The organism is Sporocytophaga sp. (assembly GCF_017745095.1).
Taxonomy (GTDB): domain Bacteria; phylum Bacteroidota; class Bacteroidia; order Cytophagales; family Cytophagaceae; genus Sporocytophaga.
In genome coordinates, this window is sequence record NZ_JAGHZZ010000006.1 from 46,219 (window position 1) to 71,380 (window position 25,162).

Here is a 25,162-nt window from a genome sequence, read left to right on the forward strand (position 1 = left end):
TGCTTTTGATTTAAAGTCATAATTAGTTCAATGTCAAAAAATTTAGTTATTGTTGAGTCGCCTGCGAAGGCTAAAACCATAGAGGGGTACCTAGGAAAGGATTTTCTTGTAACGTCAAGTTACGGCCATGTGAGGGACCTTCCCAAAGGAGATAAGGCGATCGATATAAAAAATGGCTTTAAGCCGACATATGAAATCTCTGATGACAAAAGGGATGTTGTTTCACAACTAAAAAAACTTGCGAAGGAGGCCGAAACGGTTTGGTTAGCGACCGACGATGACCGCGAGGGTGAAGCTATTTCCTGGCACTTAAAGGAGGCCTTAAATTTAAATGAAAAAAATACCCGAAGAATTGTATTCAGGGAAATCACTAAAAATGCGATTCTGAACGCAATTCAAACCCCAAGGGGTATAGATCTTGATTTGGTAAATGCTCAACAGGCGCGTCGTATTCTCGATAGACTGGTTGGTTTTGAAATTTCTCCTATTCTATGGAAAAAAATAAAAACCGGTCTTTCAGCAGGTAGAGTGCAGTCTGTCGCTGTAAGATTAGTAGTAGAAAGGGAACGTGAAGTTGAAAAATTCAATACTAAAGCTGCCTTTAAGGTTTCTGCTGAGTTTATTGTAGATAAAGGTAAAGTCCTTAAAGCTGAACTTGGAGAGCGCTTCAATTCCGAAGACGAAGCAATGGCTTTTTTAACCAAAGTGATTGGTGCTGAATTCAGTATTAAAAACCTTGAGAAAAAACCTGCTAAAAAATCCCCTGCTCCTCCTTTTACAACATCCACTCTTCAACAGGAAGCCAGTAGAAAACTAGGGTTTTCTGTCGCTCAGACAATGACTTTGGCTCAAAGACTTTATGAATCAGGAAAGATCTCTTATATGAGAACTGACTCTGTAAGTCTTTCACAGGATGCTTTGAATGCTGCAGAAAAAGAAATTACCAAAAGTTACGGACCCGAATTTGTTAATATAAGACAATACCAGACCAAATCAGAAAGCGCACAGGAAGCTCACGAAGCAATAAGACCGACTGATTTTTCCAAAAGTCAGGCAGGAGAAGAAAGAAATGAGCAACGATTGTACGAACTGATCTGGAAAAGAGCTATAGCTTCTCAAATGGCTGAGGCTCAGATTGAGAAAACTGTTGCTACAATAGCCATTTCAACAGTTCCTCAAACATTGACAGCAACAGGTGAGGTAATTAAATTTGAAGGTTTCCTTAAAGTTTATATTGAGTCTTCTGACGATGAAGAATCTGAAGAAGAAAACAGCAGCATGCTTCCTCCCCTCACTGTTGGGCAAAAGCTTAATCTTGATGAGATGAAAGCTGTGGAAAGATTCTCAAGACCTCCTTCAAGATACACTGAGGCTAGCCTGGTTAAAAAACTTGAAGAAATGGGCATCGGCCGTCCTTCGACGTATGCTCCAACAATCTCTACTATTCAGAAGAGAGGATATGTAATTAAGGAAAACAGAGACGGAAAGGAAAGAAAATACAAAGAACTGTCTCTGAAAAATAATACTATAAATAAAAAGGAAAGAACCGAGATCACCGGACAAGAGAAAGCAAAACTATTCCCAACAGATATGGGAATGATTGTAACTGATTTCCTTGTACAGTATTTCCCGAATATTACAGACTACTCTTTCACAGCTACAGTTGAAAAAGAGTTTGATGAAATAGCATCAGGTTTAAAGAAGTGGGAAAAAATGCTGGAGACTTTTTATGGTTCATTCCATCAAAAAGTAGAATCTACTGAAGCTATTGACAGATCTGTAGTTCAGACATCCAAAGAGCTTGGAGTGCATCCCGTAACAGGTGAAAAAGTAATAGCAAGACTTGGCCGTTTCGGACCTATTGTTCAGATCGGAGAAGCCGATGAGACGACGGGAAAAAAACCTCAATATGCAAGCTTAAGAAAAGGTCAGCTTATTGAAACTTTAAATCTTGAAGATGCACTTGAATTGTTCAAGCTTCCTAGAGATACTGGTTCCTTTGAGGATAAGACAATGACTGTAGCGATAGGAAGGTTTGGACCATATATTAAGCACGATAATAAGTTTTATTCTCTGGGAAAAGAGGATGATCCTTTGGAAATATCTGAAGAACGTTGTATTGAATTAATCCTTAATAAACGTAAAGCAGATGCTGAAAAGCTAATCAAAGAGTTTCCAGAAAACGAAGAGGTGAAAGTACTAAATGGTCGTTGGGGGCCATACATCGCTGTCGGTAAGAAAAATGTAAAGATACCGAAAGACCGCGAACCTCAGAGCATAACCCTCGCTGAAGCACTTGAATGGGCAGAAAGCGTTCCGGAAAAGAAAAGTAGATTTGCAAGAAAAACTGCAGCTGAACCTGCAGCGAAGAAGACAGCCGCGAAAAAAGCCACAGCGAAGAAGGCTGCTGCAAAGAAAACAGCGGCAAAAAAGACTGCAGCTAAGAAGACTGCAGCCAAAAAAGCAGCAAAGAAAAAATAACAAAAAGGTCCATGCTAAAACATGGACCTTTTTTATTTTCGGTTACTAAGCTATTTTTATTATTTACACGAAGACTTGTATTACAAATGAAAAAAATTGTAGTGCTAACAGGAGCAGGAGTTTCAGCAGAAAGTGGTATATCTACTTTCAGAGATGCTGGAGGGTTATGGGAAGGCCATGATATTATGGAAGTAGCTTCTCCTGAAGGATGGCGAAAGAATCCGGCTCTTGTACTGGAGTTCTATAACCTCAGACGAAAAGCTGCCCTGGAAGCTCAGCCTAATGCTGGTCACTTTGGTCTCGTGGCATTGGAAGAAAAATACGATGTCACTATTGTAACACAGAATGTAGATAATCTGCACGAAAAAGCAGGTTCATCAAAGATAATACACCTGCACGGAGAGCTCTTTAAATGCCGTAGTTCATTATATGAGAACCTGGTCTATGATATGAAAGGCTGGGAATTGAAATTAGGTGAAAAATGCCCACATGGCTCTCAATTAAGACCGCATATAGTATGGTTTGGAGAAATGGTACCCATGATGGACAAGGCCATGAAGCTGGCAATGAAAGCTGATATTTTTATTGTAGTTGGAACCTCCCTTCAAGTATACCCTGCCGCAGGTTTGCTAGATTATGTAAGAGAAGATATTCCCGTGTATGTAATAGATCCCAATATGCCTGCAGTAAGAAAACGTCCTAATCTTCATCTGATAGAAGAAAAGGCAAGTACAGGTGTAGAAAAGGTTCTAGAAATACTGATGACTTAAGATCTCATCTCGCCATGCTTTTCCGGAAGCATTTTAGCAACAATAGTAAGCCTGTTCCAGGCATTAATCGTGATGATGGCCATTATGATTTGAGAGAAATAATGCTCATCAAAAAAATTCATTGCTTTGGCATATACCTCATCCGAGACATGGTTTTCCTTGATTAGCGTTACTTCTTCAACTAAAAACAATACGGATCTTTCATCTTCAGTATATAAGTTTGAAGTTTTCCAAGCAGTAAGTCCATAAATCCTTTCTTCAGCTTCCCCTGAGCGGCGAGCTTCTCCAGAATACTTATGAATGCTATAGGCACATCCATTGATCTGTGAAACTCTTACTTTGATAAGATTTTTATGGTTATTAGCTAAATCGGAACATTTAAGATATTCATCCAGAACGTTAAGCGCCTGTATTGCTTCTGGCGCAACTTTCCCTATATTTAGCCTGAAACTCATGTTGGTTTATTTTTAAGAATAAAGAATATTCCTTCAAACCAATAAAGCTTAATTGTAAAAAAATGTTTATAAAAAACAGGCATATAGAATACCCGATTTTAATTAATAAAAGTTGACTGTAAATCATATTTTTAAACACGAGCAACTATGGATTCTCTCATTTATAAAAGTATTGAAAAGGAAACTCCTAATAGCAAATTGACAGTAGAAGGACAAATACCTGAATGGCTTTCAGGTGACCTTATCAGAAATGGACCCGCTAAATTTGAAGTTGGAGACTATAAGCTGAACCATTGGTTTGACGGTTATTCTATGATTCATAAATTTTCAATTCAGGATGGAAAAGTATACTATAAAAGTAAGTTTCTTCAATCCAACGATTATATAAAAAGTACTTCAGCAAATTATATAAAAAACAGAAGCTGGGGCACTGTGGCAGATCCTTGTGCATCCATATTCAATAAATTTTTCAGTGCGTTCACGAAACCCGAAGCATCTAATGCAAGTGTAAGCATTTTAAAAAATGGCAATAGAATTGCAGCTGTATCAGACTTCTCCTCAATGGTGGAATTTGATATTAATACACTTGAAACTAAAGGAGATGTTAAATTTTCGGACCAGTTCGGAAACGATTATATGTTTAGTGCGGCACATAGTTGCTACGATCCTGATACTAAAGAAATTTTTAACTGCTTAGGAAAGCCTGGTCCCAAAGGGAATTTCTCATTTGTCAAAATTTCAGAATCTACATTTGAAAGAAAACCTTTCGGATCCTTATCTGCGCCTAAACATACATATTTTCATAGCTATGCCTTAACTAAGAATTATTTTATATTCATTGAGCAACCGCTTGAACTCAACATCTGGCAATTGATGTTCAGCAGATTCCTTAACAGGCCCTATGAAGCTTGCCTTCACTGGAAGCCAGAAAACGGCACTAAATTCCATCTTGTCAATCGTTTGAATGGAGAAGTTAAAACCTTCAAATCTACTCCCTTCTTTTTCTTCCATACTGTAAATGCTTTTGAAGAAGCTAATGAAGTAATAATTGATTTGTGTTTGTACAATGATCCTTCTGTAATCAAAGATCTTTATTTAGATAAGCTCAAACAAAACGGATTAAAGAAGGAAAGCATGAGTCTGCTATATAGGGCTAAAATAAATTTAGAAATTGGAACTGTTGATCTTATTCAACTTTCTGATATTCCTCTGGATCTGCCTTCTTTTAATATGACAAGAGCATGTAAATCTTATAATTATGTCTATGGACTTGGCTTAAAGGAAACGGAAGATATTGAAGTGAACAACCAGCTGGTAAAAATAGATGTCCGCTCAGAAGATATTAAGGTTTGGTATCACAAAGGCATGTATCCTTCCGAGCCCCTTTTTGTAGGAACGCCCGGAAGTGCTTCTGAAGATGATGGTATTATTTTATCGGTGGTACTTGATATTCAAAAGCAATCTTCTTTCCTTTTGCTATTAAACGCAAGTGATTTTACTGAAATTGCAAGAGCATACGCTCCAGTGCATCTGCCCATAGGTTTGCATGGAATGTTTTACCAAAATAAGCATACATCCAAATTTTAAACAAAGAATGTCACGTATTATCGACCTCTCTAAAACCATTGAATACAATAAAAAGGACCCTTGGTTTATGAGGATAAAAATTAAAAACAAAGCTCATAAAAATAGTGCCTTTCTTATCCGTTATTTTGTGGGACTTCCAGCCCGTTTATTTCCTTCAAAGTTTACAGGATGGGCAGATGATAAAATCATTGGAATGGGCGTACATTCTACCACTCATATTGATGCTCCATGGCACTATTCGGAAACTGTTAATGGAAAAAAAGCAAAGACCATAGATGAGGTTCCTCTGGAATGGCTTTATGGCGAAGGAATTGTTATAGATATGAGCCACAAAGCAGACTTTGATATCATAACAGTAGATGACATTCAAGCAGACCTTAAAAAGTCTGGAGCAGAAATATCTCCTGGTAAAATTGTCCTAATCAAAACCGGTCGTTCAAAAATACAGGGGGATGACTATGTAAATAAAGGAACAGGTATGAGTAAAGAAGCAACCGAATGGCTTATTGAAAGAGGAATAAAAGTGATGGGTATAGATCAATGGGGCTTTGATCTTCCTTTAAGATATATGGCTGCTAAAGCTAAAGAAACCTCTGATCCAGAGCTCTTCTGGCAAGCCCACCTTGTAGGACAAAAATATGAGTATCTGCATATGGAACAGTTAATAAATCTTGAGGCACTTCCTCCATCAGGATTTAAAGTTGCTGTCTTTCCCTTAAAGATAAAGGGCGCTTCAGCTGCACCAGCAAGAGTTGTAGCTATTTTTGATAATTAATGTATTTTTTCATAAAGATTTAATTAATGAAGAGAGAAATTCTAAAATCAGGGACACCATGGGAAGACATTGTAGGATACTCCAGGGCTGTAAAAATAGGTAATCTAATAGAAGTAGCAGGTACCACTGCAATGGATGGAGATAAAGTCATCGGCTTAGGAAATGCTTACGAGCAAGCTCATTTTATTTTTTCAAAAATTGAAAAATGCCTTGAACATTTTGGATGTAGCATGAAAGATGTGGTGAGAACACGCATGTATGTTACCGATATTAGGCAATGGGAAGAAATAGGCAAAGCACATGGTCAATTTTTTATTGGTATAAATCCAGTAGCTACAATGGTAGAAGTAAGCCGCCTCATATCTCCTGATCTTCTGGTAGAAATAGAAATTACTGCCATTATTCCACAGTAAAGACTCATATTTTTTAGTTGATGTCTAAACAAAATTTAAAGCAGTTGGCTTTTTATTTTATTAAGAAGATGCTATGAGCAGTAATGACGGATTTTTAAGGAAGGTTGAAGCAGCAGCAGCAATTATAAGTATTTTTGTCACTTTTTGGGCACTCAGGGAATTTTTTCAGAATAAAGAATCCCTAAACCCTGCTGGCCATTATTATGGATCTTTCGCCTCCAATAATTTAAATGGGAGATTTGAATTATTTATAAATATCGACCACTCTGGTAAAGTTGAAGGAAGAATTTTGAGCAAAGGGAAAAAACCTTTCAGAGGCAAAATAAAAGGATCTACCAACAGTAGAGGTATTACCTTTTCCTCCTTCAATCCCTCTGACGGAAGCACCATTCGATGGAACGGGGCAATTTCAGGAGGCAAAATCAATGGGTTATATGAAGAAGTTTCCCATTCAGACGGAAAGATCAGTAAAATCTGGAGTGCAGAAAGGCGTTAGTTTTATTTATAGTTTGCATCATGAAAAGTAACCTGTTAGAGACGCGATGCATAGCGTCTCTATTGAAATCAACTTTAAAGGCTGAAATAAATCTTATTTTAATTAAGGATTAAATATTCTGAAGGAAACATCTTTAAACCTAAAAAAATAGTATTTAAGCGCTTGCCAAACATGCAGGTGAATTTATACTTTATGATCTTTTATTTAAAGATAGTTTCAAGGACAGCACCAACATAATATGAAAGGAAAGCCGCAATACCTCCAAGGAAAAGTGTTTCTAATATCCCTACTATTTTATTCTTTTCAGTAACTACACTCTTTAAACTACCGACAATTGCAAGAGCTATACCAGTGAGAATACAGCTTACCAGAAATAGATTATTCGGCTCCAGTATATTCAGAATAGCAAAAACATAAGCTAGTAAAGGAATCAGTCCAATGGTGACAAATGATAAAAATGTCATACCGGCGGTTTTAAAAGGAGTTCTTTCGTCTTTTGACATTTCTAGCTCTTCCTTCATCATCGTATCTACCCATACATCCTTATTAGAAATAATGACTTCAACAACCTGTTCTAATAGCTCTCCCTTGAATCCCTTCTTCTCATAAATTTCCCTTACCTCCTCAATTTCTTTCTCCCTCATATTTTCAATTTCCCAGTATTCAACAGCTTTATTTTTTTCATAAGTGTCCTGCTCCGCTTTAGTTGAAAAGAAGTTTCCCACAGACATTGAGAAGCCGTCAGCGATGAGATTGGCAAAACCAAGTATAATCACTACCGATATCGGTAAGTTTGCACCTGTAGCCCCCGCAACTACAGCAAATGTGGTAATTGCACCATCAATACCTCCGTAAACAAATTCGGAAATATAATCTTTGTTAAAAAATAAAATGTTCCCGCCTGAGTGTAGCTTGTCTTCCATAATTTCAATATAAAAAAAAATTCATTTCCATAAATTGAAAATGAATTTTTAAAACAAACCAACCACTAATATTTAATTTTTGGGAGCAAAAAGCCTGTTTAAAGTTCTTACTATAAACTTGTTTGGAAAAATCTTACTAAAATAGGCTCCAAACATATTGCTTGTTCCCGGAATAATTTCAGAATCATGTTCCAGCATGCCCTCCACCGCTATCTCAGCTACTTCTTCAGGAGACATTTTTACTTCACTGGAATCTACAGGAAGATTTTTTAATCCTGCCTCTTCAAAAAAATCAGTTGCAGTAGGGCCAGGACAAAGACAACTGACAGATATGTTAAAAGGCTTTAATTCTTCACGTAAAGCCAGAGTGTATGAATGCAGAAAAGATTGAGTAGCTGCATACACACTCATAAATGGTATTGGCTGATAACATGCAGTGCTTGCTACATTCATAATATAGCCACCCTCTGCTTTTTTTAACATCGGAATAAAGTTATAAATCAGCGACACTGAAGCACATTGATTTAGCCTTATCAGATTTAACTGATCTTCCAGTGATAATGAAGAAAACTTTCCATACAAACCTGCTCCAGCATTATTGATAAGCATATTCACGTTGATTCCTTCCTTTACACACCAGTCATAAAGTTTCTCACAAACACCACTTTCTGTAAGGTCTGCAGGATAAACTTTTACATCAATTTTTTTTGTAGCTTTTAGTCTTGCAGCTATTTCCCAAAGTTTATTTTCAGATCTTGAAACAAGAACCATATTTAAGTTTTTAGCCGCACAGTATTCTGCCATTGCCAGGCCAATACCTCTGCTTGCTCCGGTAATTAATGTATACCTCATATCATCCTACTATTGCCATTAAAACAAGGGATTAAAATTCCAATTTTGTGAAGGATCGTAGTATAGAGATCCTGATTGAATAACAAGAGGAGAATCAATATTGTTATGATAAAGCTTTCCAGTTCCCAATCCTTGCGGCATTGGTGAGTTCAGGGTAAATGCAAACTGAGCTACAGCGTTAAGGCCGACATTAGACTCCAGAGCAGAGGTAAGCCACCAGCCAGTCTTGGCTTCATCTGCTGCTTTAATCCATTCTCTGCACTGCTGAAATCCTCCAAGAAGTGTAGGCTTAAGTATTATGTATTGAGGTTTAATCTTTTGCAGTAATTCATTTTTTGTATCTTCTGCGTGTACACCAATCAACTCTTCATCTAGTGCGACAGGTATGATATTTAAAGTGCAAAGATGCTTCATCAATTCGATCTGACCAGCCTTTATAGGTTGTTCAATAGAATGAATTGTAAATGCTGAGAGTTCTTTTAACTTGTTTTCAGCATCCTTATCCGTAAAGGCTCCATTTGCATCAAGGCGGATCTCAATCTGTTCGGGGGAAAATTTGGTTCTTATTTTTTCAAGCAGGCTGCATTCCTTATTAAAATCTATTGCACCAACCTTAATCTTGATACAGTTAAATCCTTGTTCCAGCTTTTCCCACAACTGTTTTTCCATAAAGTTAAAGTCGCCCATCCAGATCAGACCATTGATAGGAATGCCCTTAGATCCGGAAGTAAAGTCACTTTCGAACAGTTTTCTCTTTCCTCCATGCTGCAAATCCAGTAAAGCAGTTTCTAATGCAAAACGAATGGAAGGCCACTCTTGCAGGTATTGGTAAATTTCCTCACAATTATCTACAGAATTTTTCTTTGAAATAAGTCTGCAAATTTCATCCAGTTTTTCATCCAGGTCAAGCCTATCATCGATACTAAGTCCTTTTAATGGCGCGCATTCTCCTATCCCAAATGTAGAAAAATCCTTTTCCGAAGATATTATCAGATACCGTACTTTATGTGTGGTAAGCACTCCCCGAGAAGTCCCTGCCTCAAACTTAAAATCAAGAGTGTATTTTTTCCAAAAACAATTCAAGCCCATTTTAAATTATATTACTAATTGTATTTTACCGATATTATTTGACTATTAAGTCTTTAGTGGCATGATTCTCTAAGTTTTTTTCTATTAAAAATTGCAATAAGTCTATTTTTTTCATTAAATTGTCAATTATTTGGGAAATAATAAATCTATTAATCATGAAAAAACTTCACGTTATATTTATCCTGGCCTTAGTTCTTGTTACAGCTAACATGGCTGAGTCATTTGCTTTTACTCCTAAAAAACCGGGAAAACATAAAAGCGCAAAAAAATCTAAGAAGAAAAAATCAGGATATTACTATAATTTCCAGCATTAAGATATACTGAAGGAATAAAAAGGTTTATCACTTTTTATTCCTTCAAATTTATGTCGGCGAACCAGTATCCTAGTTCTTCTTCCTCTATCTTGCCTTCTGTTTCTTTTTTTACTTTGTAATATTTTACTACTTTTTCTGTACAGGCTATATTTAGCTCATTCCTGAATATTGGTCCAGCATAGACAAATGTATGAAACTCCCCATTTTCACCGCAAGGATCAGTGCCTGGTGCCATGTATCGTAATATTTCCTCAGATAAAGTTTCACCCACTATTTCTTCACTTATATTTTTGCAGCTTCCTGCACATATCATTGTTTTGAAACCTAATTTCAAAAAGCCAGAGAGTAGTTCAGTGGTGTCCTCTTTCCATAAAGGAAATACGGCTTTCATTCCCACTTTTTCCAGCTTTTCTTCCCTGTACCTTTTTAGATCTTCTAAAAATATATCTCCAAAAATGATATGAGACCCCCCCCTTTCTTTCCAGAATAACATTGCTTCTTCCATTTGCTTTTCATATTCTTCATTGGAACACACTTCAGGTATATAAACCTTATACAATGGAATCCCGATATGCTTTGCCTGAACGTCCATCAGATCTTCTCTCACCCCATGCATAGAAACTCTTGAGAAGGCAGAATTGATAGTCGTAAGCAAAGCCAATATCTCAAATTCCCCTGATGATATTGCTCTATACAAAGCAAAAGCAGAGTCTTTACCTCCACTCCAACAAAAAATTGCTTTTTGCATTTTTTTTATTTTTTGGATTTTATTTTACTGTCACTACCAGGAATTACAGTGGAGAAAGATCGACCTTTGGCTTTATCCTTTCCCGCCTGATGTTTGTAGTTATTATCTCCAGAAGCGTCTTCGCTAGATTCAACGATAATTTTTTTATTTCTCACTGTATCTTCTCTGGCAAGTTGCTGCTTATAATTGGAAGAACCTTTTGCTTTCGACTCTTTAATTAAAATACTGTTTTCTCTTTTACGAGGAGCTTTCTGAGCCTTAGCAGACAATCCTAAACTTAAAATTAAAATCACACAGGGGACAAAACGCTTGTGCATTATTACCAATATTAGAAAATCAAATATAAAGATTATGGAGGGAAAATTACTCAGATTAATAATACAAAGGTGCTGGTATTGCTTCCAGCGAACTGAAGGTTTGAAAATTGGTATTATTCTTTTTTATCTCTACATAAATTTCTTGTTTATTTTCAGTTTGCCTTCCCTTTGGTGAAAAGATAATAGTTTGTTTTCCTTCCGGAAGTTTAAGCCTTGCATAATAAATGCTGTGTGGCAATGTTTGCCAGTTCCTTGTATCGGCCTGTTCTGATATGGCATTAACAATACTAAAAGCCGCTCCCAGATCACCGTTTTGCTGTCTTATTTTATATTCAGCTGCTTTCTTTAGGCCAAGACGAAGCAAGGATTTTCCCAGCTCCAAAAGCATTCGATCTTTTAGAGACTTGAAAGCAATTGCATTGATATCTTCGGCTAGTTGTAAAGGAACTTCCTTTCCTCCTCCTGATAAAACTGCACTTTCATAAACTAAAGGTCGCTCTACATACTTTGGAAATGCTACACGTATAAATTCCAGCTTGCTTAAGCCGCTGGATTGATAATCCTCATTGTTAATAACAAATGGAAAGTTTAATCCCAATTCAGGATTAACGAAAGTAACTATACCTCCCTCTCCTCTGACAATACTGAAGTTGATACTCCACTCTTCTTTAACAGGCCCAAGACCATCATGCCAGATGAAAACAAGGTCGCCTTCATCTTTTCCCGCCGATGGCTGATATTTTATCCCAAGATCTTTTTCAAACTTGACAAGTTCTTCATTAAAACCACTGAGGTAAGCAGTTCTCAAAAGGTCTTGTTTAAGCTGTTCAGGAGCGTTAAGATTGAACATCTTCTGATAATCGGCCTGGTATATCTCCAAAGCATTTCGATAAGCTATAAAGGCGTTATTATAATCTTTATTAGCATCGTAAACAATTCCCATCAAAAGATGAATGAATGCATCTCTTTTATATTTATTATCTGATTTGTATTTATCACTTAGCTGATTTAAACGAATATCCATTCTTTTGCATTCTACCAGCGCCTCTTCAGGCTGTCCCAGCTTCAGGTAGTTCAATGCCATGTAGTAATGCATCATCAAGAGTTCAAATTCCTCTCCGTAGTATTCGACCATTTTAGGATTGGTCAGAAAGGATACTCCTTCATTCAGCAGGTTTCTGTGGTGATTATCAGCAATTCTGTAAGCCTCTTCAAAATGATCGTTGCTTCCGTTATAGTTACCTTGCATAGAAGCAACAACCCCTCTGTTTAAATAATAAATAAGCTTGTTTTTTCCCTTTGCCCCCTTTTTATCTTTAGCCAATACATCCTCAGCTTCCTTGAGTTGTCCTTGAGCAAAATAAGTATTGAACTTAATATTTTTCTGATAATAGGAAACGCAGGAAAAACACAAGCCTGCAAAAATCAAACAAATTATAACTCGTCCCATCCCCCACCGGTACTTAGTCTACTTAATTAACTATGTATTTCTTAATTTTCTTGTCCCCGATCCAAACAAGCTCATTGGTTTCAAGATCAGCCAGTTCAAGATTGATCTGATAAAACACTACTTTTCTCTTACCTTCAGAGTCCACAATTGAATTAATCGTACCGAATACCATATAATCAGCACCAAGCTCTCTACCCCATTTTTTCTGAGTCTCAGGAGATGCAAATTGTTGTTGATCTGCTCTTTCCTCTCTTAACTTTTCTCTGAATTCAGCATTTTGAACAACTCTTATAGTACCTGTATTGATACATTCTCTTTCAAGGTCTTTAATGAAAGTAAGAGCATCAATATGTTCATGGCTTTTATTGCTGATTACACCCACTATAATAGTTGGCTTTTTATTATTTCTTGCCATGAAGTCATTTCTCCATGGTCTGTTAATCATATCCTTAGCCATTTCTTCAGCTACCAGCCTTGAATCTACATCATTCCAGCGGCCACTTAGATCGATCTGTTGATCAGGACTTACCCTTGTAACCGTCTTTTTAGTACATGAACCGGCAAGGATCAATACTGTAAGAAGGCTGAAAATAACTTTAAAGGAAATTCTCATTGTATGCATTGTTTATTCTTGTATGTTTAAAATTTCGCTATCAGGCGGACATTCAAAAACCTTGCCGATAAAGCATTCGGAACAGCAAATTGATGATTTTGAAAATCACTAACCCAGTAATAACTGATTGTATTATTTACCCCAAATAGATTAAGTACTTCGAAGCTTAACCAAAGTGATTCAAAGAGAGACTTTTTCAATACTTCTTTATCCTGCATAGTTAATAATTTTGAAAAACCTATGTCTACTCTTCTGTATGACGGAGTAGTTGCCGTGGCTCTTAAGTTTTTATTTTCAGGAGGGCCGAATGGTAATCCTGAGCCATACACCAGATTCAAATACATTTTTATTGTAGGGTTATTAGGCAAGTGGTCTTGAAAGAAAATCGCAGCTGTTACCCTTTGATCTGTAGGCCTTCTTATATACCCGCGATTGTCTCCCTGAACATCTTCCATTGTTTTTAATAAACTGAGACTGAACCAAGACTGTTCTCCTCTAACAAATTCCCCGCTGACTCTGAAGTCTATTCCTGCAGCATACGCATTTGCAAGGTTCTGACCATAATATCTCAATCTGACATTATCAACATCGTAAGGCACAACGTTTGTCAGGTATTTATAATAAATTTCTGATATAAATTTAAACTCTCTTCCCCATGACATGAACTTCAGATCACTTCCTGCAATAAAATGATAGGAGGTCTGCGCTTTAAGTTTAGTATTGACCTCTCCATCAAAATTCCTCAGTTCTCTGTAGAATGGAGGTTGTTGATATACACCGGCAGCCGCTCTGAGCATTAAGTTGGGTTTTGAGGCAGGTATCCAGCCATACTGAAGACGAGGACTTACAAGCAGTTGCTTATTTAATGTCCAATAATTCAACCTTACTCCATAAGTTAAAATATGAGTTGAGTCAGGCGTATAAGTATCCTGAATATAGCCTTGATTTCTCCATGAACTCAAATCAACTGAAGTGTTTATATATCTCGTCAGGGTTACATAAGAAGCAGAATCAATAAAAGAATATTCACTTAACCGGTCATCAATAATCTCTTTAGTAAGAGTATATCCATATTCAACCTTATTCTTTGAATTCAGATTATAGTAACCTCGGTGAGTAAAGTTAAAAATTGAAGCCCTCAGGTTATTTCTCCCATGCTCAAAGCTTGTTCCAATGCCTCGTATAATAAGTGGTGCATTAAGTGTAGGGAAAATACCAGAGCTAGGATCTGTTTCTATTTCATATAATTTATAACCAGCCTCTACATCAAACCCTTCGCTTTCTATTGTTCTGACTCCTGATGCTATAAATTCTGTTTTAAATCGTTTGGTAAACTGGTGTGCGAAAACAAGTCCGCTTTGAAAAGTCTCATACTCCATGATTTCCTTGCCATCAAAATCAACAGTCAGATTCATCACCTGATAAAGCGTTCCAAATTGCACCTTACTCTTGGATGGAAACACTTGATATTTGTTTTTTGAATAGCTTAATAAAAGTCCCAAAGTAGTCCGTTTTCCATACTCTGCAGCCTTACTTTTCTTAGTTAAATCAAGAGAAATAAAAGATTGGATATCATAAAATTTTGGTTTGTATTGACCTTTAACAGGGAGTGTTTTAAGAAGGTATTGCGATGACTTCTGCCTGGCACCAATAGAAATAGATAACCTCTTATTAAATGCTGAGTTTTCGAGATATAAAGCGTTGTTCAACAAACCCGCTGTAATAGTTCCCCTCAGGTTTTTAGGCTCTCTGTATTTTACCGCTAACATTGATGACAGCTTATCCCCATATCTGGGCTGCCATCCACCTGCAGAAAATTCTATGTCAGCGACCATATCCGGATTAATAAAACTTAATCCTTCCTGCTGACCACTCCTTACAAGGAAAGGTCTGTATATCTCTATTCCGTTAACATATACCAGATTTTCCTCAAAATTCCCCCCACGCACACCATATTGAGAAGTAAGCTCACTGTTAGAAACAACGCCCAGCCCCACTGTGGACAGGATTTTATTAAAATCACCAAATGCAGATGGAAGATATTTTGGAATTTTAGGATCTATTTTGATTGTACTAACCTGCCCTCCGGATTCCTCTCTAAATTTCCCTTTAACCTCAACTTGTTTGAGCATCTGAATATCAGGTTTCAGCTGTACAGCAATAGTGCCGGCATTCCTTTCGGAAGGATTTATTTGTTTTACAAAATTTTCATAACCAAGAAAGGATATGACGATTGTATAAACAGAGTCATCTTGTATATTGAATGCAAATCTCCCTTCTGAATCAGAATGAAAGTGAAATACAGGTTTCCATTGCTGGTCGTATAATACAACATCAGCATTAGGAACAACTTTTCCCTGCTCATTTACAATTTGTCCTGAAACGATCTCTTTGTCCTGACCAAGAGCCACCAAAGAGGATATAACCAGCAAAAAAATAAAATAAAAAATCCTTTTACCCATCTCAATTCTAAACGACGGTTTCAGGAAAATATTATCCTAAAGATTTAAGAGATGATATTGTAGCCTGTGGATCCTTAGAGTTAAATACAAAGCTTCCTGCAACCAGTACATTAGCTCCAGTATCCAGTAATTGCTTTGCATTTTTATCAGAAACACCACCATCGATTTCTATCAGGAAATTGGCTTTAGCTTCTGCTCTCATCTTATCCAGCTGTTTGATCTTTTCAAAGGTTCTGGTAATGAACTGTTGTCCTCCAAACCCGGGATTTACAGACATTATACAAACCAGATCAATGTCATTCAGTACGTTTTCCAAAACATTTACAGGAGTATGCGGATTAATAGCCACACCAGCTTTACATCCTGCAGCATGAATCTGCTGAATAACTCTGTGAAGATGAGTGCAAGCTTCTGCATGAACACTGATATAAGCTGCTCCAGCATCTTTAAAAGCTTCAATATATTTCTCCGGTTGTACAATCATTAAATGCACATCGAGAGGTTTCTTAGCATGCTTATTGATGGCTGCACATACTGGCAAACCAAAAGAAATATTAGGAACAAAAACACCATCCATTATATCAACGTGGAACCAGTCAGCCTGGCTTTCATTAATCATGGTAACATCTCTTTGCAGGTTTGCAAAATCAGCAGAAAGAACTGAAGGGGCTATAATCGGTTTCATATGACCACAAATATAAATAAAATGAAAGGATGTTAACTTAAAGAAAAACGTATTTATTGAAGGATAATTCTTATTACCTGATTTGCACTAATACTATTTAGCACTAGGATATATACACCTCTCTGAATGTCACCGGGAAATGTTATCTGATTTATTTTTTCTGCCTTTGATAAAGTTTTGGCAAATATTTTTTTACCTGTTAAATCAAATAATTCAGCCTGCACATCATTGCTGACTAAATCATTTTCAATAATGAGTTTTACTTCTCCAGGAATAGATACCGGATTTGGGAAAAGTCCGGCAATCACTGTATCTGCGCTTGAAAAGGCTATGGCTTTTTCAAAGTTAGGAATTCCAAATCCGTATTGAAAATCAGGGTTCTCTGCTTTTGAGGCTGTTTTTTTCAAAGCATCTGTAATTTCTTTATTAGAAAGGTCAGGTCTGGCCTGCCAAAGACATGCAACCAGTCCTGCCACTAGAGGACAAGAAAATGAAGTGCCATTGGTAGTTGAAAATGAATTATCCGGATTCCCCGCATATACTCCTGCCCCCATTGCTGTCAGGTCTGGTTTTATTCTGCCATCTGCCGAAGGGCCAACCGAACTGAAGCTAGCATAATTTTTTGTTGAATTGACAGCTCCTATAGTAAGAACTGAAGGTCCGTCAGCTGGCGCTGATACATATTTCCATGATTTGTTTCCTTCATTGCCTGCGCTGTTCACCACAATCATTCCCTTTGCAAAGGCCGTCTCAGCAGCCTTTGTCACCACAGTGGACTTCCCATCCATATCTGCATAGGTGTGATCCTGCGCCGGAAAATCAAATGTATTATATCCTAATGAGCTTGAAATGATATCAGCACCTGCACTGTCGGCATATTCTGCTGCCAAGAGCCAGTTATACTCTTCCAGAATCGTTTCTGAAAAATCGTTTTCTGTTCTCAACAATAAAAAAGAAGCATTATAAGCGGGACCTACAATTTTACCCTCTTCAAAACCTGCAAGCACCGATAATACATTCACTCCATGATTTCCATCATCATATACATTCTCTTCTCCCGAAACAAAATCATATGTGCCTATAATTTTTTCACCCTGAAATAAATGATTGAAAAATGTAAGTGTATTGGCATTTAAAAAACCATTATCCAAAACTGCTATAAGCTTACCTGCTCCTGAATACCCTGCAGCATGTATAGCAGGAACTCCAATCATAGCGTTTTGAGTCAGTGAAGGGCCATAGTCAATAGAAGAAGATGAAGATTGTTGATGAACCGAGGATGAAACAGAAGAAAGCCTTAATGGATTAGAAACTTCTTCAGCTGGTTGAAGATACTCTACTGATTTAACAAATTGCTTTTTACTGATTTCTTCTGAAACCTCTTGCGACGTTTCTGCAATCACACCATTCAGCCATCTTGAAGATCCTTTGATTGTAATACCTAATTTATTCAATGAATCCAGGTAATTTTTATTAACAGGTAAATCTTCTTCCTGAATCTGAATACCTTGAGCCTTTCTCCTAGCGATCGCTTTCGGAGAAAGAAACTCTTCAGGAGCATTTAGAGAATAATCGGAAGCAGACTTATCAGTAAATGTAACAAAGTATAGATTAGTCTGAGCGAGACCTTGAAATGATAAAAAAATAAATAAGCAGAAAATTGCTTTACTCTTTGCCGTAAGCATATATTTTCTGAACATAGGTTTCTCCTGTCTTTATAACATATTTCCCTATAGCAGAAGAAGACTGGTCATATTCATAAATCCTTTTTTCTTTATAAATAAGGCCAACATGCTTTGCATAATACTCGACTTTGTACTTCTTTTCAATCAGGTTTTGATTATCAGCCTGGATAATCTTTACAGAATTGGGGAAATAAATTGTATCAACATAGAAAGTACGTTTGAGGTCCTTTACTTTGTAGAACTCTTGTCCAAGTGTGTTTTCAGCATTCCCATCCCAGGTTTTATCATTTTCCAAAGGAAAAGTCATCTTTATAAACCTGATATTATTTTCCATTCTTGTAACATTATTCTTACTGTTAAACTCGCTCCATACAGAATCTGGTTGTGCGGACCAAGGGTCTGCTAGACTTTTCTTAGTATACCTCTCCACTCTGTATTTTACTTCATCGCCAGCTCTGAATGTATCACCAATAATTTCCTTGAGATAATAAAATGAATGAGTCGAATCACTTACCCCATATGTTTTTTTATCTACAGAATATAGAACATACATTCCCTTTTCAATTGGGAAATACTGATAGTCGGATACATCAGGATCCTGTTCACTAGAGCATCCGGTAATTAAAAAAGATGCAACAAAAAAGAAAATTAATGAGAAAAATCTATTCATTGTTTTGTCTAAAGCTTGATGTAATCCATCCCCCGCCTACCACATCGTTACCTTCGTAAAAAACCGCTGCCTGTCCTGGTGCAATTGCAGTTACTCCCTGATGAAAAAGTACCTTCATTTCATCACCGACCTGTTCAATAAGCGCAGGAGTGCCACCATCGTTATATCTGACTTTTGTCACCGTTTCTAATTTTCTGCCAATTAGATCAGGATATTTAAGCATATTCAGCTTCTTCACCAACATTCCGTCTTTAGCCAACTTTTCTAAAGATGATAGCACGACACGGTTTTTATCTTTCTGAATTTCTGAAACAAATACAGGATAGCCTAATGCTATTCCTAAGCCTTTTCTCTGACCAATTGTATAAAAAGGATATCCCTCATGTTTTCCTACTATTGTGCCATCTTCCAGCACAAACTCTCCTCCTCTAACCGAATCTTCCAAGCCAGGAATTCTTCTTTTCAGGAAGCCTCTGTAATCGTTATCCGGAACAAAGCATATCTCGTATGATTCAGATTTATTTACCAAATCTACAAACCCTCTTTCCTGAGCAAAGGCTCTGATTTCTGTCTTTCTTAAGTGGCCCAGCGGAAATCTTGTTCTGCTCAGACTTTCCTGAGAAATTCCCCACAAAGCATAAGACTGGTCTTTATTTTCATCAAGGCCTTTAGATATCACATATCTGTCGTTTTCCTTTCTGATATTAGCATAGTGACCAGTTGCGATAAATTCACACCCAAGTTTATCGGCACGTCTTAACAGGGCATCCCATTTTATATGTGTATTGCACAACACACAAGGATTTGGTGTTCTGCCTGCAAGGTATTCGTCCGTAAAATGGTTGATTACATAATCGCCGAATTCTTCTCTGATATCAAGGATATAATGTGGAAAACCAAGCTTTACTGCAATATCTCTGGCATCATTAATAGAATCAAGACTACAGCATCCAGTTTCTTTCTTAGTACCTCCGGAAGACGCATAGTCCCATGTCTTCATAGTCATACCAACCACTTCATATCCTTCTTCATGAAGCATAACAGCAGCAACAGAACTATCAATTCCGCCGCTCATAGCTACCAAAACTCTTCCTTTAGTACTCATTATATAATTAATTCGGGAAATATCTCAACTGTAACCTCAAAGGTTAAAATTGCATAAGTTAAATCTGAGGGAAAAAAATCAGTTTATAGACTCCCTTACTTTTTTTGTGTATTCTCTTAACGCTTCTTTAAATTCAATATTTTTAGCACTCATTTCTTCCATAATCCAAAGAGCCGCAATCACGTGCGTAAGTTGCTCTCCTTCATCCCCACCCTCTACAGAAATCTTTAGAGCCTCACCTTCTATCAGGTCATTTTCAGCCTGTTTTAAGTCTGAAGGTGTGTAGTTTTCTACAAGTAATTTTATCGCAGGTATTTTCATTTAAGTATTATTTTATTTCCAAATGCAGACCTGCATTCCAATACTATTTAAGCTTCTCAAGTGCCTCTACTACAGCTTCTTCTTTACTGGAGCATAGAGTTTCTACTAAAACTCCGTTTTGGAATGTGGCGAAAGTAGGAAGGTTATTGACATTAGCTTTCTTCCTTGCTTCAGGATTACTTTCAGCATTCACTTCAAGAAATACGATACCCGGAAATCTCTCGTCATTAGATAATCTCTTGTATTTCGGGGCAAACAATTTGCATGAACCGCACCAATCCGCATAAAATTTCACAATCACATTGGGATTTTTTGCAAGTTCCGCATCAAAATTAGAATCTTCTACTGCTATAACTGGCATAACTTAATTTTTGAGTCCAAAGATACCGAAAAAATGTTCCTGAAACTTTCGACTTTAACTTATTTTTAAATTAATTTGTTTTTGAACTATTTAACGGTAATTGGGATATGGCATTAAAAACTCTTGTAAAGGTAAGCGAAGTAAATAACCTAAGTGATGCACGCTATTGTGCTGGTATGGGGGTTGAATTAGTAGGATTTCCACTGGATGAAAACCATCCTAAATTTATAGAATTAAGCTCTATTCGAGAAATAGTAAACTGGATATCAGGGGTTAAAGTAGTTGGGGAGTTTGCTGGCGACAACATTTATAACATGAACTATCTGGCAGAGCAACTGAACCTTGACTATGTGCAGCTCAATCATTTAATACATCCAGAGTTTTTACCAGGACTGAAAAAACCTGTAATCCTAAAAATTGACTTCAATAATGAAAAGCCTTCTGAAACTATTGAAGTATTAAAAAAATATGAAAACATGGTTGCCTATTTCCTGTTAGAAAATAATACAGAGCCTGAGTTGAATGATATGAAGGATTTACTTGGAGATATTTGCCAAAAATTTCCCATCATTCTAGGATTTGGTATTCAGCAATCTGCTTTACCACTCATTATTGACACAATAAACCCATCAGGGATTGCTCTAAAAGGTGGGGAAGAAATAAAACCCGGACTTAAAGATTTTTCCGAATTATCTGAAATATTAGAAGAACTGGAAGTAAATGACTGACAAGATGAAAACTATTTTTACGCTAACACTTTCTCCTACCATTGACAAAAGCTGCACTGTAGATCATGTATATGCGGAGCACAAACTAAGATGTTCAGAACCTGTTCACGAGCCAGGTGGCGGCGGAATTAATGTTTCCAGGGCAATTAAAAAACTTGGTGGTGATTCTATTGCCGTTTATCCCAAAGGCGGACCAACGGGAGAATTATTGAATCAACTTTTAAATAAGGAAGGCATCAACCAATATCCTATTGAAGTTGAGCATTGGAGCAGGGAAAATTTCATCGTGGTTGAGACAACTACCAATAGGCAATACAGATTTGGAATGCCTGGTGCTCCACTTTCTCAGGCAGAATGGATGAAGTGTCTTGATGAGATAGATGCTCATGGAGAAAAAATTGATTATCTGGTTGCCAGTGGCAGCATGCCTCCAGGCGTTCCTTCCGACTTCTATGCAAGGCTTGCTAAAATAGGTAAGCGAAAAAATGCAAAACTGGTCCTTGATACTTCAGGTGAAGCCTTAAAAGAGGCAATCAACGAAGGTATTTATCTTTTGAAGCCTAACGTAAAAGAGCTTAGCGAATTAATTGGATCCGAATTAAAGACCATTCATCAGCAGGAAGAAGCGGCTCTTGAAATAATCAAAAAACACAAGATAGAAATAATGGTAGTTTCGCTTGGAGCTTTCGGGGCTTTTATTGCATCAAAAGATGGGGTAGACCATATATCTGCTCCTTCTGCTGCTAAAAAGAGTACTGTGGGAGCTGGAGACAGTATGGTTGCAGGTATAGTGCTTTCTCTTTCAAGAGGGTGGAGTCATCTGGATGCTCTGAAATATGGAATTGCTTGCGGAACTGCCGCCACTATGAATCCTGGTACAGAACTGTGTAATCTTGAAGATGTCAATACACTTTATAATTGGATCAATACAATGGAAAAAAGAGGTCAACCCGATCAGTTGAACTCTACTTTTAAATAGTTAATCAGCGCATTTTCCATTAAAAACCGGCGTTCGTAAGTTGTTTGAATACCATAATGATCTGAAAGCATTGGGGAATTATAAAGATCTTCTGTATGAATAATTGATTTTATACGATCTTTATAATTTTCCATAACCGCCAATGTATATTCATGCAATTGAAGGTTATCAGTTTTTAAGTGAAGTATCCCTCCTGGTTTTAAAATCTTGAGATAGCTATCGATATATCGAGGATAAGTCAATCTATGCTTTTCATGCTTGTCAACTGGTCTTGGATCAGGAAAGGTAATCCAGATCTCATCAGCTTCTCCTTCTGAAAAGAAATTTTCAAGCTCATACATCCTAATTCTCAGAAATGCAGCATTAGTAAGGTTATTTTCTTCAGCAACACAGCTTCCTTTCCAGATTCTCGCCCCTTTAATATCAACACCTATATAGTTTTTTTGAGGGAAAAGTGATGCTAAACCTGTTGTATATTCTCCTCTTCCACATCCCAGTTCTAGTATTATTTCATTTTCATTATCAAAAAAGTTGTTCCAATTGCCTTTAATCTTCTCAAATATCTCCTTACCTGGCTCTACTACATTTCTTCTTTGAGCATTTACGGCAAACCTTTTTAATTTATTCTTTCCCATTTTTTAATAAGTACTACTAACTATAAATTGTCCAATTCGGATACTACAAATGTACTTCCTCCGATAAATATAAAATCATCTTGTGACGCTGCTGCCTGCGCCTTTTGAAGAGCAACATTAACATCTTTCTCTACTGTGCCTTTTAAACCAAACTTCACTGCTTCTTGAAATAATATTTCGGCTTCAAGAGCACGCGGAATCTTTGGCATACAAAAATAATAGATTGCATCTTTTGGCAAAAGCGTTAGTATTTTCGAAACATCCTTATCCTTTACCATTCCAAAAACAATAAAGAGCCTTTTGTATGAATAACATTTAAGCTGATTCAAAACCTCCTTTATTCCAGCTTCATTATGCCCTGTATCACATACAACCATAGGATCAATACCTAACACCTGCCAGCGACCTTTCAAACCTGTAAGAGCCACAACTTCTTTGATCCCTTTTCGGATTGCTGTTTCATCAATTTCAAATCCCTTTTGATTTAAAATCTCTGCTGTTTTCAAGACACCAGCCAGATTTTTCAGCTGATACAAGCCAGGAAGACCTGATCTCAAATCTTTATAAATTAAGTTGCCATTATGGAATATATCCAATATCAGATTTCCATTCTCAAGCCTTTTATTGATCAGGCTGAATTCAGATGATGCAAAAGTAATTGGAGATTTTTGTTTTTGAGCAACTTGAATAAATACATCTGCGACAGATTCTTGTCTTTCACTTAATACCACTGGAATGTCAGTTTTAATAATTCCAGCCTTTTCACCCGCAATCTGAGGTAATGTATCTCCTAAAATATTCTGATGATCCAGACTGATATTTGTGATTAGGGATACAAGTGGTTGAACGATGTTGGTTGAATCCAATCTTCCACCAAGTCCTGTTTCAATAATAGCGATATCAACCTTCTGAGATCTGAAATAGTCAAATCCCAGTATGGTGGTCATTTCAAAAAAAGAAGGATTTAACTTTTCAAAAAGTCCTTTATGACTTTGAACAAAGTCTACAACAACCTCTTCCGGAATATTCTCACCATTGACTTTAATGCGCTCGGCAAAGCTTTTCAGATGTGGAGAGGTAAATAGACCAACTTTATATCCCGCAGACTGCAATACAGCAGCAAGAAAATGAGATGAACTTCCTTTACCGTTTGTTCCGGCAATATGAACTGAAGGAAAGCTATTTTGGGGATTATTAAGAGCCTCGCAAAGCGCACTTATATTATCAAGGCCACTCTTTAAAGCAGAGGAGCCCACCTTTTCAAACATAGGCAGGCTCTCATATAAATATTTTACTGTTTCCTTAAATGAATTCACTTTATCTCGACCGCACAATAATGGTGTATTTTCCTGAAGCTCTCGGCGGGGGCTTTACATTGTCTCTTGTCCGCTCTACACTCCATTTTCTTTCTATTTCATCCTGATAATATTTTACCAGAGAAGGACTAACTGTTTTTTCAAGAACTGTAATTCTCGTCAATTCTCCTTCCTCATCAACTTCTATATTAAAAACGATTTTTCCGTTTTCATTTGTCTGATCTTTTTCCGGACGGAATGCCAGATTCCAACCTGTAAGTTCCAGCCTAGGACCCGGACTTCCATCACCTGGAGTACCATATAGAGCATTGGAATTTATAGAACCATTAGGGTCACCCTGATCACCTACTTTACCTTTTCTATCTCCGTTATTATTGGATCCTGATTGGCTGGTTCCAGAAGTTCCTCCGGCTCCTGTTTTTTCAGGGAAAAGCGCTTGGGAAGTGACAGTCTGTTCCTTTTTAGGCTCTTTCTTTGGCTCCTTTATCTCTAAATCCTTCTTTTCTACTTTCTTTTTTGGCTCTTCCTTCTTCTTTTCCTCCAACTGATATGCACTTTCTTCGCTACCAGTTACGATCTCTCCTTCAGTACTTTCAGGAATCTCTTCAGCCACAGGTTCTTCTACATCCACCATCTCATTTGGTGCTGGTTCTCCAGGGGCAGGATCATCATTTTTTGAATCTCCGACCGGACCAGTATTCTGAAGATCTCCATATCCTGCTGGATCAATTCCAAAATTCAAAACAACCCCTCCTTTTCCCTTTCCACCATCTCCATCCATGAGAGGATCTGGCTTATCCCAGGCTAGAAGAAAAAAGAAACAAATAGCAAGAAGGCAATGAATCCCAATGGAAGTCATTGCCCCTATTCTTTCGTTTTTTATATCCTGTTTTTCCTGATTATCCATTCGTTCTATTCCAAATTCAAGTTAA

27 protein-coding genes are annotated in these 25,162 nt (G+C 37.1%); 9 read left to right on the forward strand and 18 right to left on the reverse strand.

Annotated elements, in window-relative coordinates; genetic code table 11:
• Positions 1-30: 30 nt before the first annotated feature.
• Positions 31-2,481: a type I DNA topoisomerase gene (gene topA / locus J7604_RS10555; protein WP_293895297.1), complete on the forward strand. Its 2,451-nt coding sequence runs from the start codon at positions 31-33 to the stop codon at positions 2,479-2,481.
• Positions 2,482-2,567: 86 nt separating this feature from the next.
• Positions 2,568-3,251, forward strand: a complete 684-nt coding sequence (locus J7604_RS10560) for an NAD-dependent deacylase (protein ID WP_293895300.1) — start codon at positions 2,568-2,570, stop codon at positions 3,249-3,251.
• Here J7604_RS10560 and J7604_RS10565 read toward each other — a convergent pair.
• A complete protein-coding gene (locus tag J7604_RS10565; protein WP_293895303.1) occupies positions 3,248-3,706 on the reverse strand; it encodes a carboxymuconolactone decarboxylase family protein in 459 nt (152 codons plus the stop codon). The two genes, J7604_RS10560 and J7604_RS10565, sit on opposite strands and share 4 nt — an antisense overlap.
• Before the next feature lie 147 nt (positions 3,707-3,853).
• Here J7604_RS10565 and J7604_RS10570 point away from each other — a divergent pair, with 147 nt between their 5' ends.
• The 4 genes from J7604_RS10570 (at position 3,854) to J7604_RS10585 (ending at position 6,977) form a co-directional block, all read left to right on the forward strand.
• Positions 3,854-5,293 carry a carotenoid oxygenase family protein gene (locus tag J7604_RS10570; protein ID WP_293895306.1) on the forward strand — a complete coding sequence of 480 codons (1,440 nt, stop codon included), beginning with the start codon at positions 3,854-3,856 and terminating at the stop codon, positions 5,291-5,293.
• Positions 5,294-5,300: 7 nt separating this feature from the next.
• Positions 5,301-6,068 (forward strand): cyclase family protein, encoded by a 768-nt coding sequence (locus J7604_RS10575; RefSeq protein ID WP_293895309.1) that lies wholly within the window; start codon positions 5,301-5,303, stop codon positions 6,066-6,068.
• A 26-nt stretch (positions 6,069-6,094) separates the two neighbouring features.
• Positions 6,095-6,481 (forward strand): RidA family protein, encoded by a 387-nt coding sequence (locus J7604_RS10580; RefSeq protein WP_293895312.1) that lies wholly within the window; start codon positions 6,095-6,097, stop codon positions 6,479-6,481.
• Positions 6,482-6,554: 73 nt separating this feature from the next.
• On the forward strand, positions 6,555-6,977 hold the full coding sequence (locus J7604_RS10585; RefSeq protein ID WP_293895315.1) for a hypothetical protein: 423 nt from the start codon (positions 6,555-6,557) through the stop codon (positions 6,975-6,977).
• A 200-nt stretch (positions 6,978-7,177) separates the two neighbouring features.
• Here J7604_RS10585 and J7604_RS10590 read toward each other — a convergent pair whose 3' ends face one another.
• The 3 genes from J7604_RS10590 to J7604_RS10600 form a co-directional block, all read right to left on the reverse strand.
• Positions 7,178-7,900 carry a VIT1/CCC1 transporter family protein gene (locus J7604_RS10590; RefSeq protein ID WP_293895318.1) on the reverse strand — a complete coding sequence of 241 codons (723 nt, stop codon included), beginning with the start codon at positions 7,898-7,900 and terminating at the stop codon, positions 7,178-7,180.
• A 72-nt stretch (positions 7,901-7,972) separates the two neighbouring features.
• The gene (locus J7604_RS10595) at positions 7,973-8,752 is read right to left on the reverse strand and encodes an SDR family oxidoreductase (RefSeq protein ID WP_293895321.1); all 780 of its coding nucleotides are present in this window, start codon (positions 8,750-8,752) and stop codon (positions 7,973-7,975) included.
• Positions 8,753-8,770: 18 nt separating this feature from the next.
• Positions 8,771-9,841, reverse strand: a complete 1,071-nt coding sequence (locus tag J7604_RS10600; protein ID WP_293895323.1) for an o-succinylbenzoate synthase — start codon at positions 9,839-9,841, stop codon at positions 8,771-8,773.
• A 155-nt stretch (positions 9,842-9,996) separates the two neighbouring features.
• Between J7604_RS10600 and J7604_RS10605 the strand changes: the two genes are divergently transcribed.
• Entirely contained in the window at positions 9,997-10,155 is a 159-nt protein-coding gene (locus J7604_RS10605) for a hypothetical protein (RefSeq protein ID WP_293895326.1), read from the forward strand.
• Between the two features lie 34 nt (positions 10,156-10,189).
• Here J7604_RS10605 and J7604_RS10610 read toward each other — a convergent pair whose 3' ends face one another.
• The 11 genes from J7604_RS10610 to J7604_RS10660 form a co-directional block, all read right to left on the reverse strand.
• Positions 10,190-10,903, reverse strand: a complete 714-nt coding sequence (locus J7604_RS10610) for a diphthine--ammonia ligase (protein ID WP_293895329.1) — start codon at positions 10,901-10,903, stop codon at positions 10,190-10,192.
• Positions 10,904-10,908: 5 nt separating this feature from the next.
• Positions 10,909-11,220, reverse strand: coding sequence for a hypothetical protein (locus J7604_RS10615; RefSeq protein WP_293895331.1), 312 nt, complete (start codon positions 11,218-11,220; stop codon positions 10,909-10,911).
• Between the two features lie 55 nt (positions 11,221-11,275).
• A complete protein-coding gene (locus J7604_RS10620) occupies positions 11,276-12,670 on the reverse strand; it encodes a hypothetical protein (RefSeq protein ID WP_293895334.1) in 1,395 nt (464 codons plus the stop codon).
• 22 nt (positions 12,671-12,692) lie between these two features.
• Positions 12,693-13,283 carry a penicillin-binding protein activator LpoB gene (locus J7604_RS10625; RefSeq protein ID WP_293895337.1) on the reverse strand — a complete coding sequence of 197 codons (591 nt, stop codon included), beginning with the start codon at positions 13,281-13,283 and terminating at the stop codon, positions 12,693-12,695.
• A gap of 26 nt (positions 13,284-13,309) precedes the next feature.
• Positions 13,310-15,745, reverse strand: coding sequence for a carboxypeptidase-like regulatory domain-containing protein (locus J7604_RS10630; protein WP_293895340.1), 2,436 nt, complete (start codon positions 15,743-15,745; stop codon positions 13,310-13,312).
• Between the two features lie 31 nt (positions 15,746-15,776).
• A complete protein-coding gene (rpe, locus tag J7604_RS10635; RefSeq protein ID WP_293895343.1) occupies positions 15,777-16,430 on the reverse strand; it encodes a ribulose-phosphate 3-epimerase in 654 nt (217 codons plus the stop codon).
• Between the two features lie 53 nt (positions 16,431-16,483).
• Complete coding sequence (locus tag J7604_RS10640) at positions 16,484-18,130, reverse strand: S8 family serine peptidase (RefSeq protein ID WP_293895346.1); 1,647 nt, start codon at positions 18,128-18,130, stop codon at positions 16,484-16,486.
• Complete coding sequence (locus J7604_RS10645) at positions 18,096-18,785, reverse strand: hypothetical protein (RefSeq protein WP_293895349.1); 690 nt, start codon at positions 18,783-18,785, stop codon at positions 18,096-18,098. Before J7604_RS10645 ends, J7604_RS10640 begins: the two co-directional genes overlap by 35 nt.
• Entirely contained in the window at positions 18,778-19,890 is a 1,113-nt protein-coding gene (gene mnmA, locus J7604_RS10650; RefSeq protein ID WP_293895352.1) for a tRNA 2-thiouridine(34) synthase MnmA, read from the reverse strand. The genes J7604_RS10645 and mnmA overlap by 8 nt, the downstream gene beginning before the upstream one ends.
• A 78-nt stretch (positions 19,891-19,968) precedes the next feature.
• On the reverse strand, positions 19,969-20,211 hold the full coding sequence (locus tag J7604_RS10655) for a hypothetical protein (protein ID WP_028982135.1): 243 nt from the start codon (positions 20,209-20,211) through the stop codon (positions 19,969-19,971).
• A gap of 43 nt (positions 20,212-20,254) precedes the next feature.
• Positions 20,255-20,572, reverse strand: a complete 318-nt coding sequence (locus tag J7604_RS10660) for a co-chaperone YbbN (RefSeq protein WP_293895358.1) — start codon at positions 20,570-20,572, stop codon at positions 20,255-20,257.
• A 107-nt stretch (positions 20,573-20,679) separates the two neighbouring features.
• Here J7604_RS10660 and J7604_RS10665 point away from each other — a divergent pair, with 107 nt between their 5' ends.
• Both J7604_RS10665 and J7604_RS10670 read left to right on the forward strand, forming a co-directional pair.
• On the forward strand, positions 20,680-21,300 hold the full coding sequence (locus J7604_RS10665) for a hypothetical protein (RefSeq protein WP_293895361.1): 621 nt from the start codon (positions 20,680-20,682) through the stop codon (positions 21,298-21,300).
• 4 nt (positions 21,301-21,304) lie between these two features.
• On the forward strand, positions 21,305-22,279 hold the full coding sequence (locus J7604_RS10670; protein ID WP_293895364.1) for a 1-phosphofructokinase family hexose kinase: 975 nt from the start codon (positions 21,305-21,307) through the stop codon (positions 22,277-22,279).
• Here J7604_RS10670 and trmB read toward each other — a convergent pair.
• From trmB to J7604_RS10685, 3 genes are read right to left on the reverse strand one after another with little or no spacing between them, the layout of a single operon-like run.
• Entirely contained in the window at positions 22,255-22,914 is a 660-nt protein-coding gene (gene trmB, locus J7604_RS10675; protein ID WP_293895367.1) for a tRNA (guanosine(46)-N7)-methyltransferase TrmB, read from the reverse strand. The two genes, J7604_RS10670 and trmB, sit on opposite strands and share 25 nt — an antisense overlap.
• A 20-nt stretch (positions 22,915-22,934) precedes the next feature.
• On the reverse strand, positions 22,935-24,230 hold the full coding sequence (locus tag J7604_RS10680) for a folylpolyglutamate synthase/dihydrofolate synthase family protein (RefSeq protein WP_367113562.1): 1,296 nt from the start codon (positions 24,228-24,230) through the stop codon (positions 22,935-22,937).
• A gap of 1 nt (position 24,231) precedes the next feature.
• On the reverse strand, positions 24,232-25,137 hold the full coding sequence (locus tag J7604_RS10685) for a hypothetical protein (protein ID WP_293895370.1): 906 nt from the start codon (positions 25,135-25,137) through the stop codon (positions 24,232-24,234).
• Positions 25,138-25,162 lie beyond the last annotated feature (25 nt).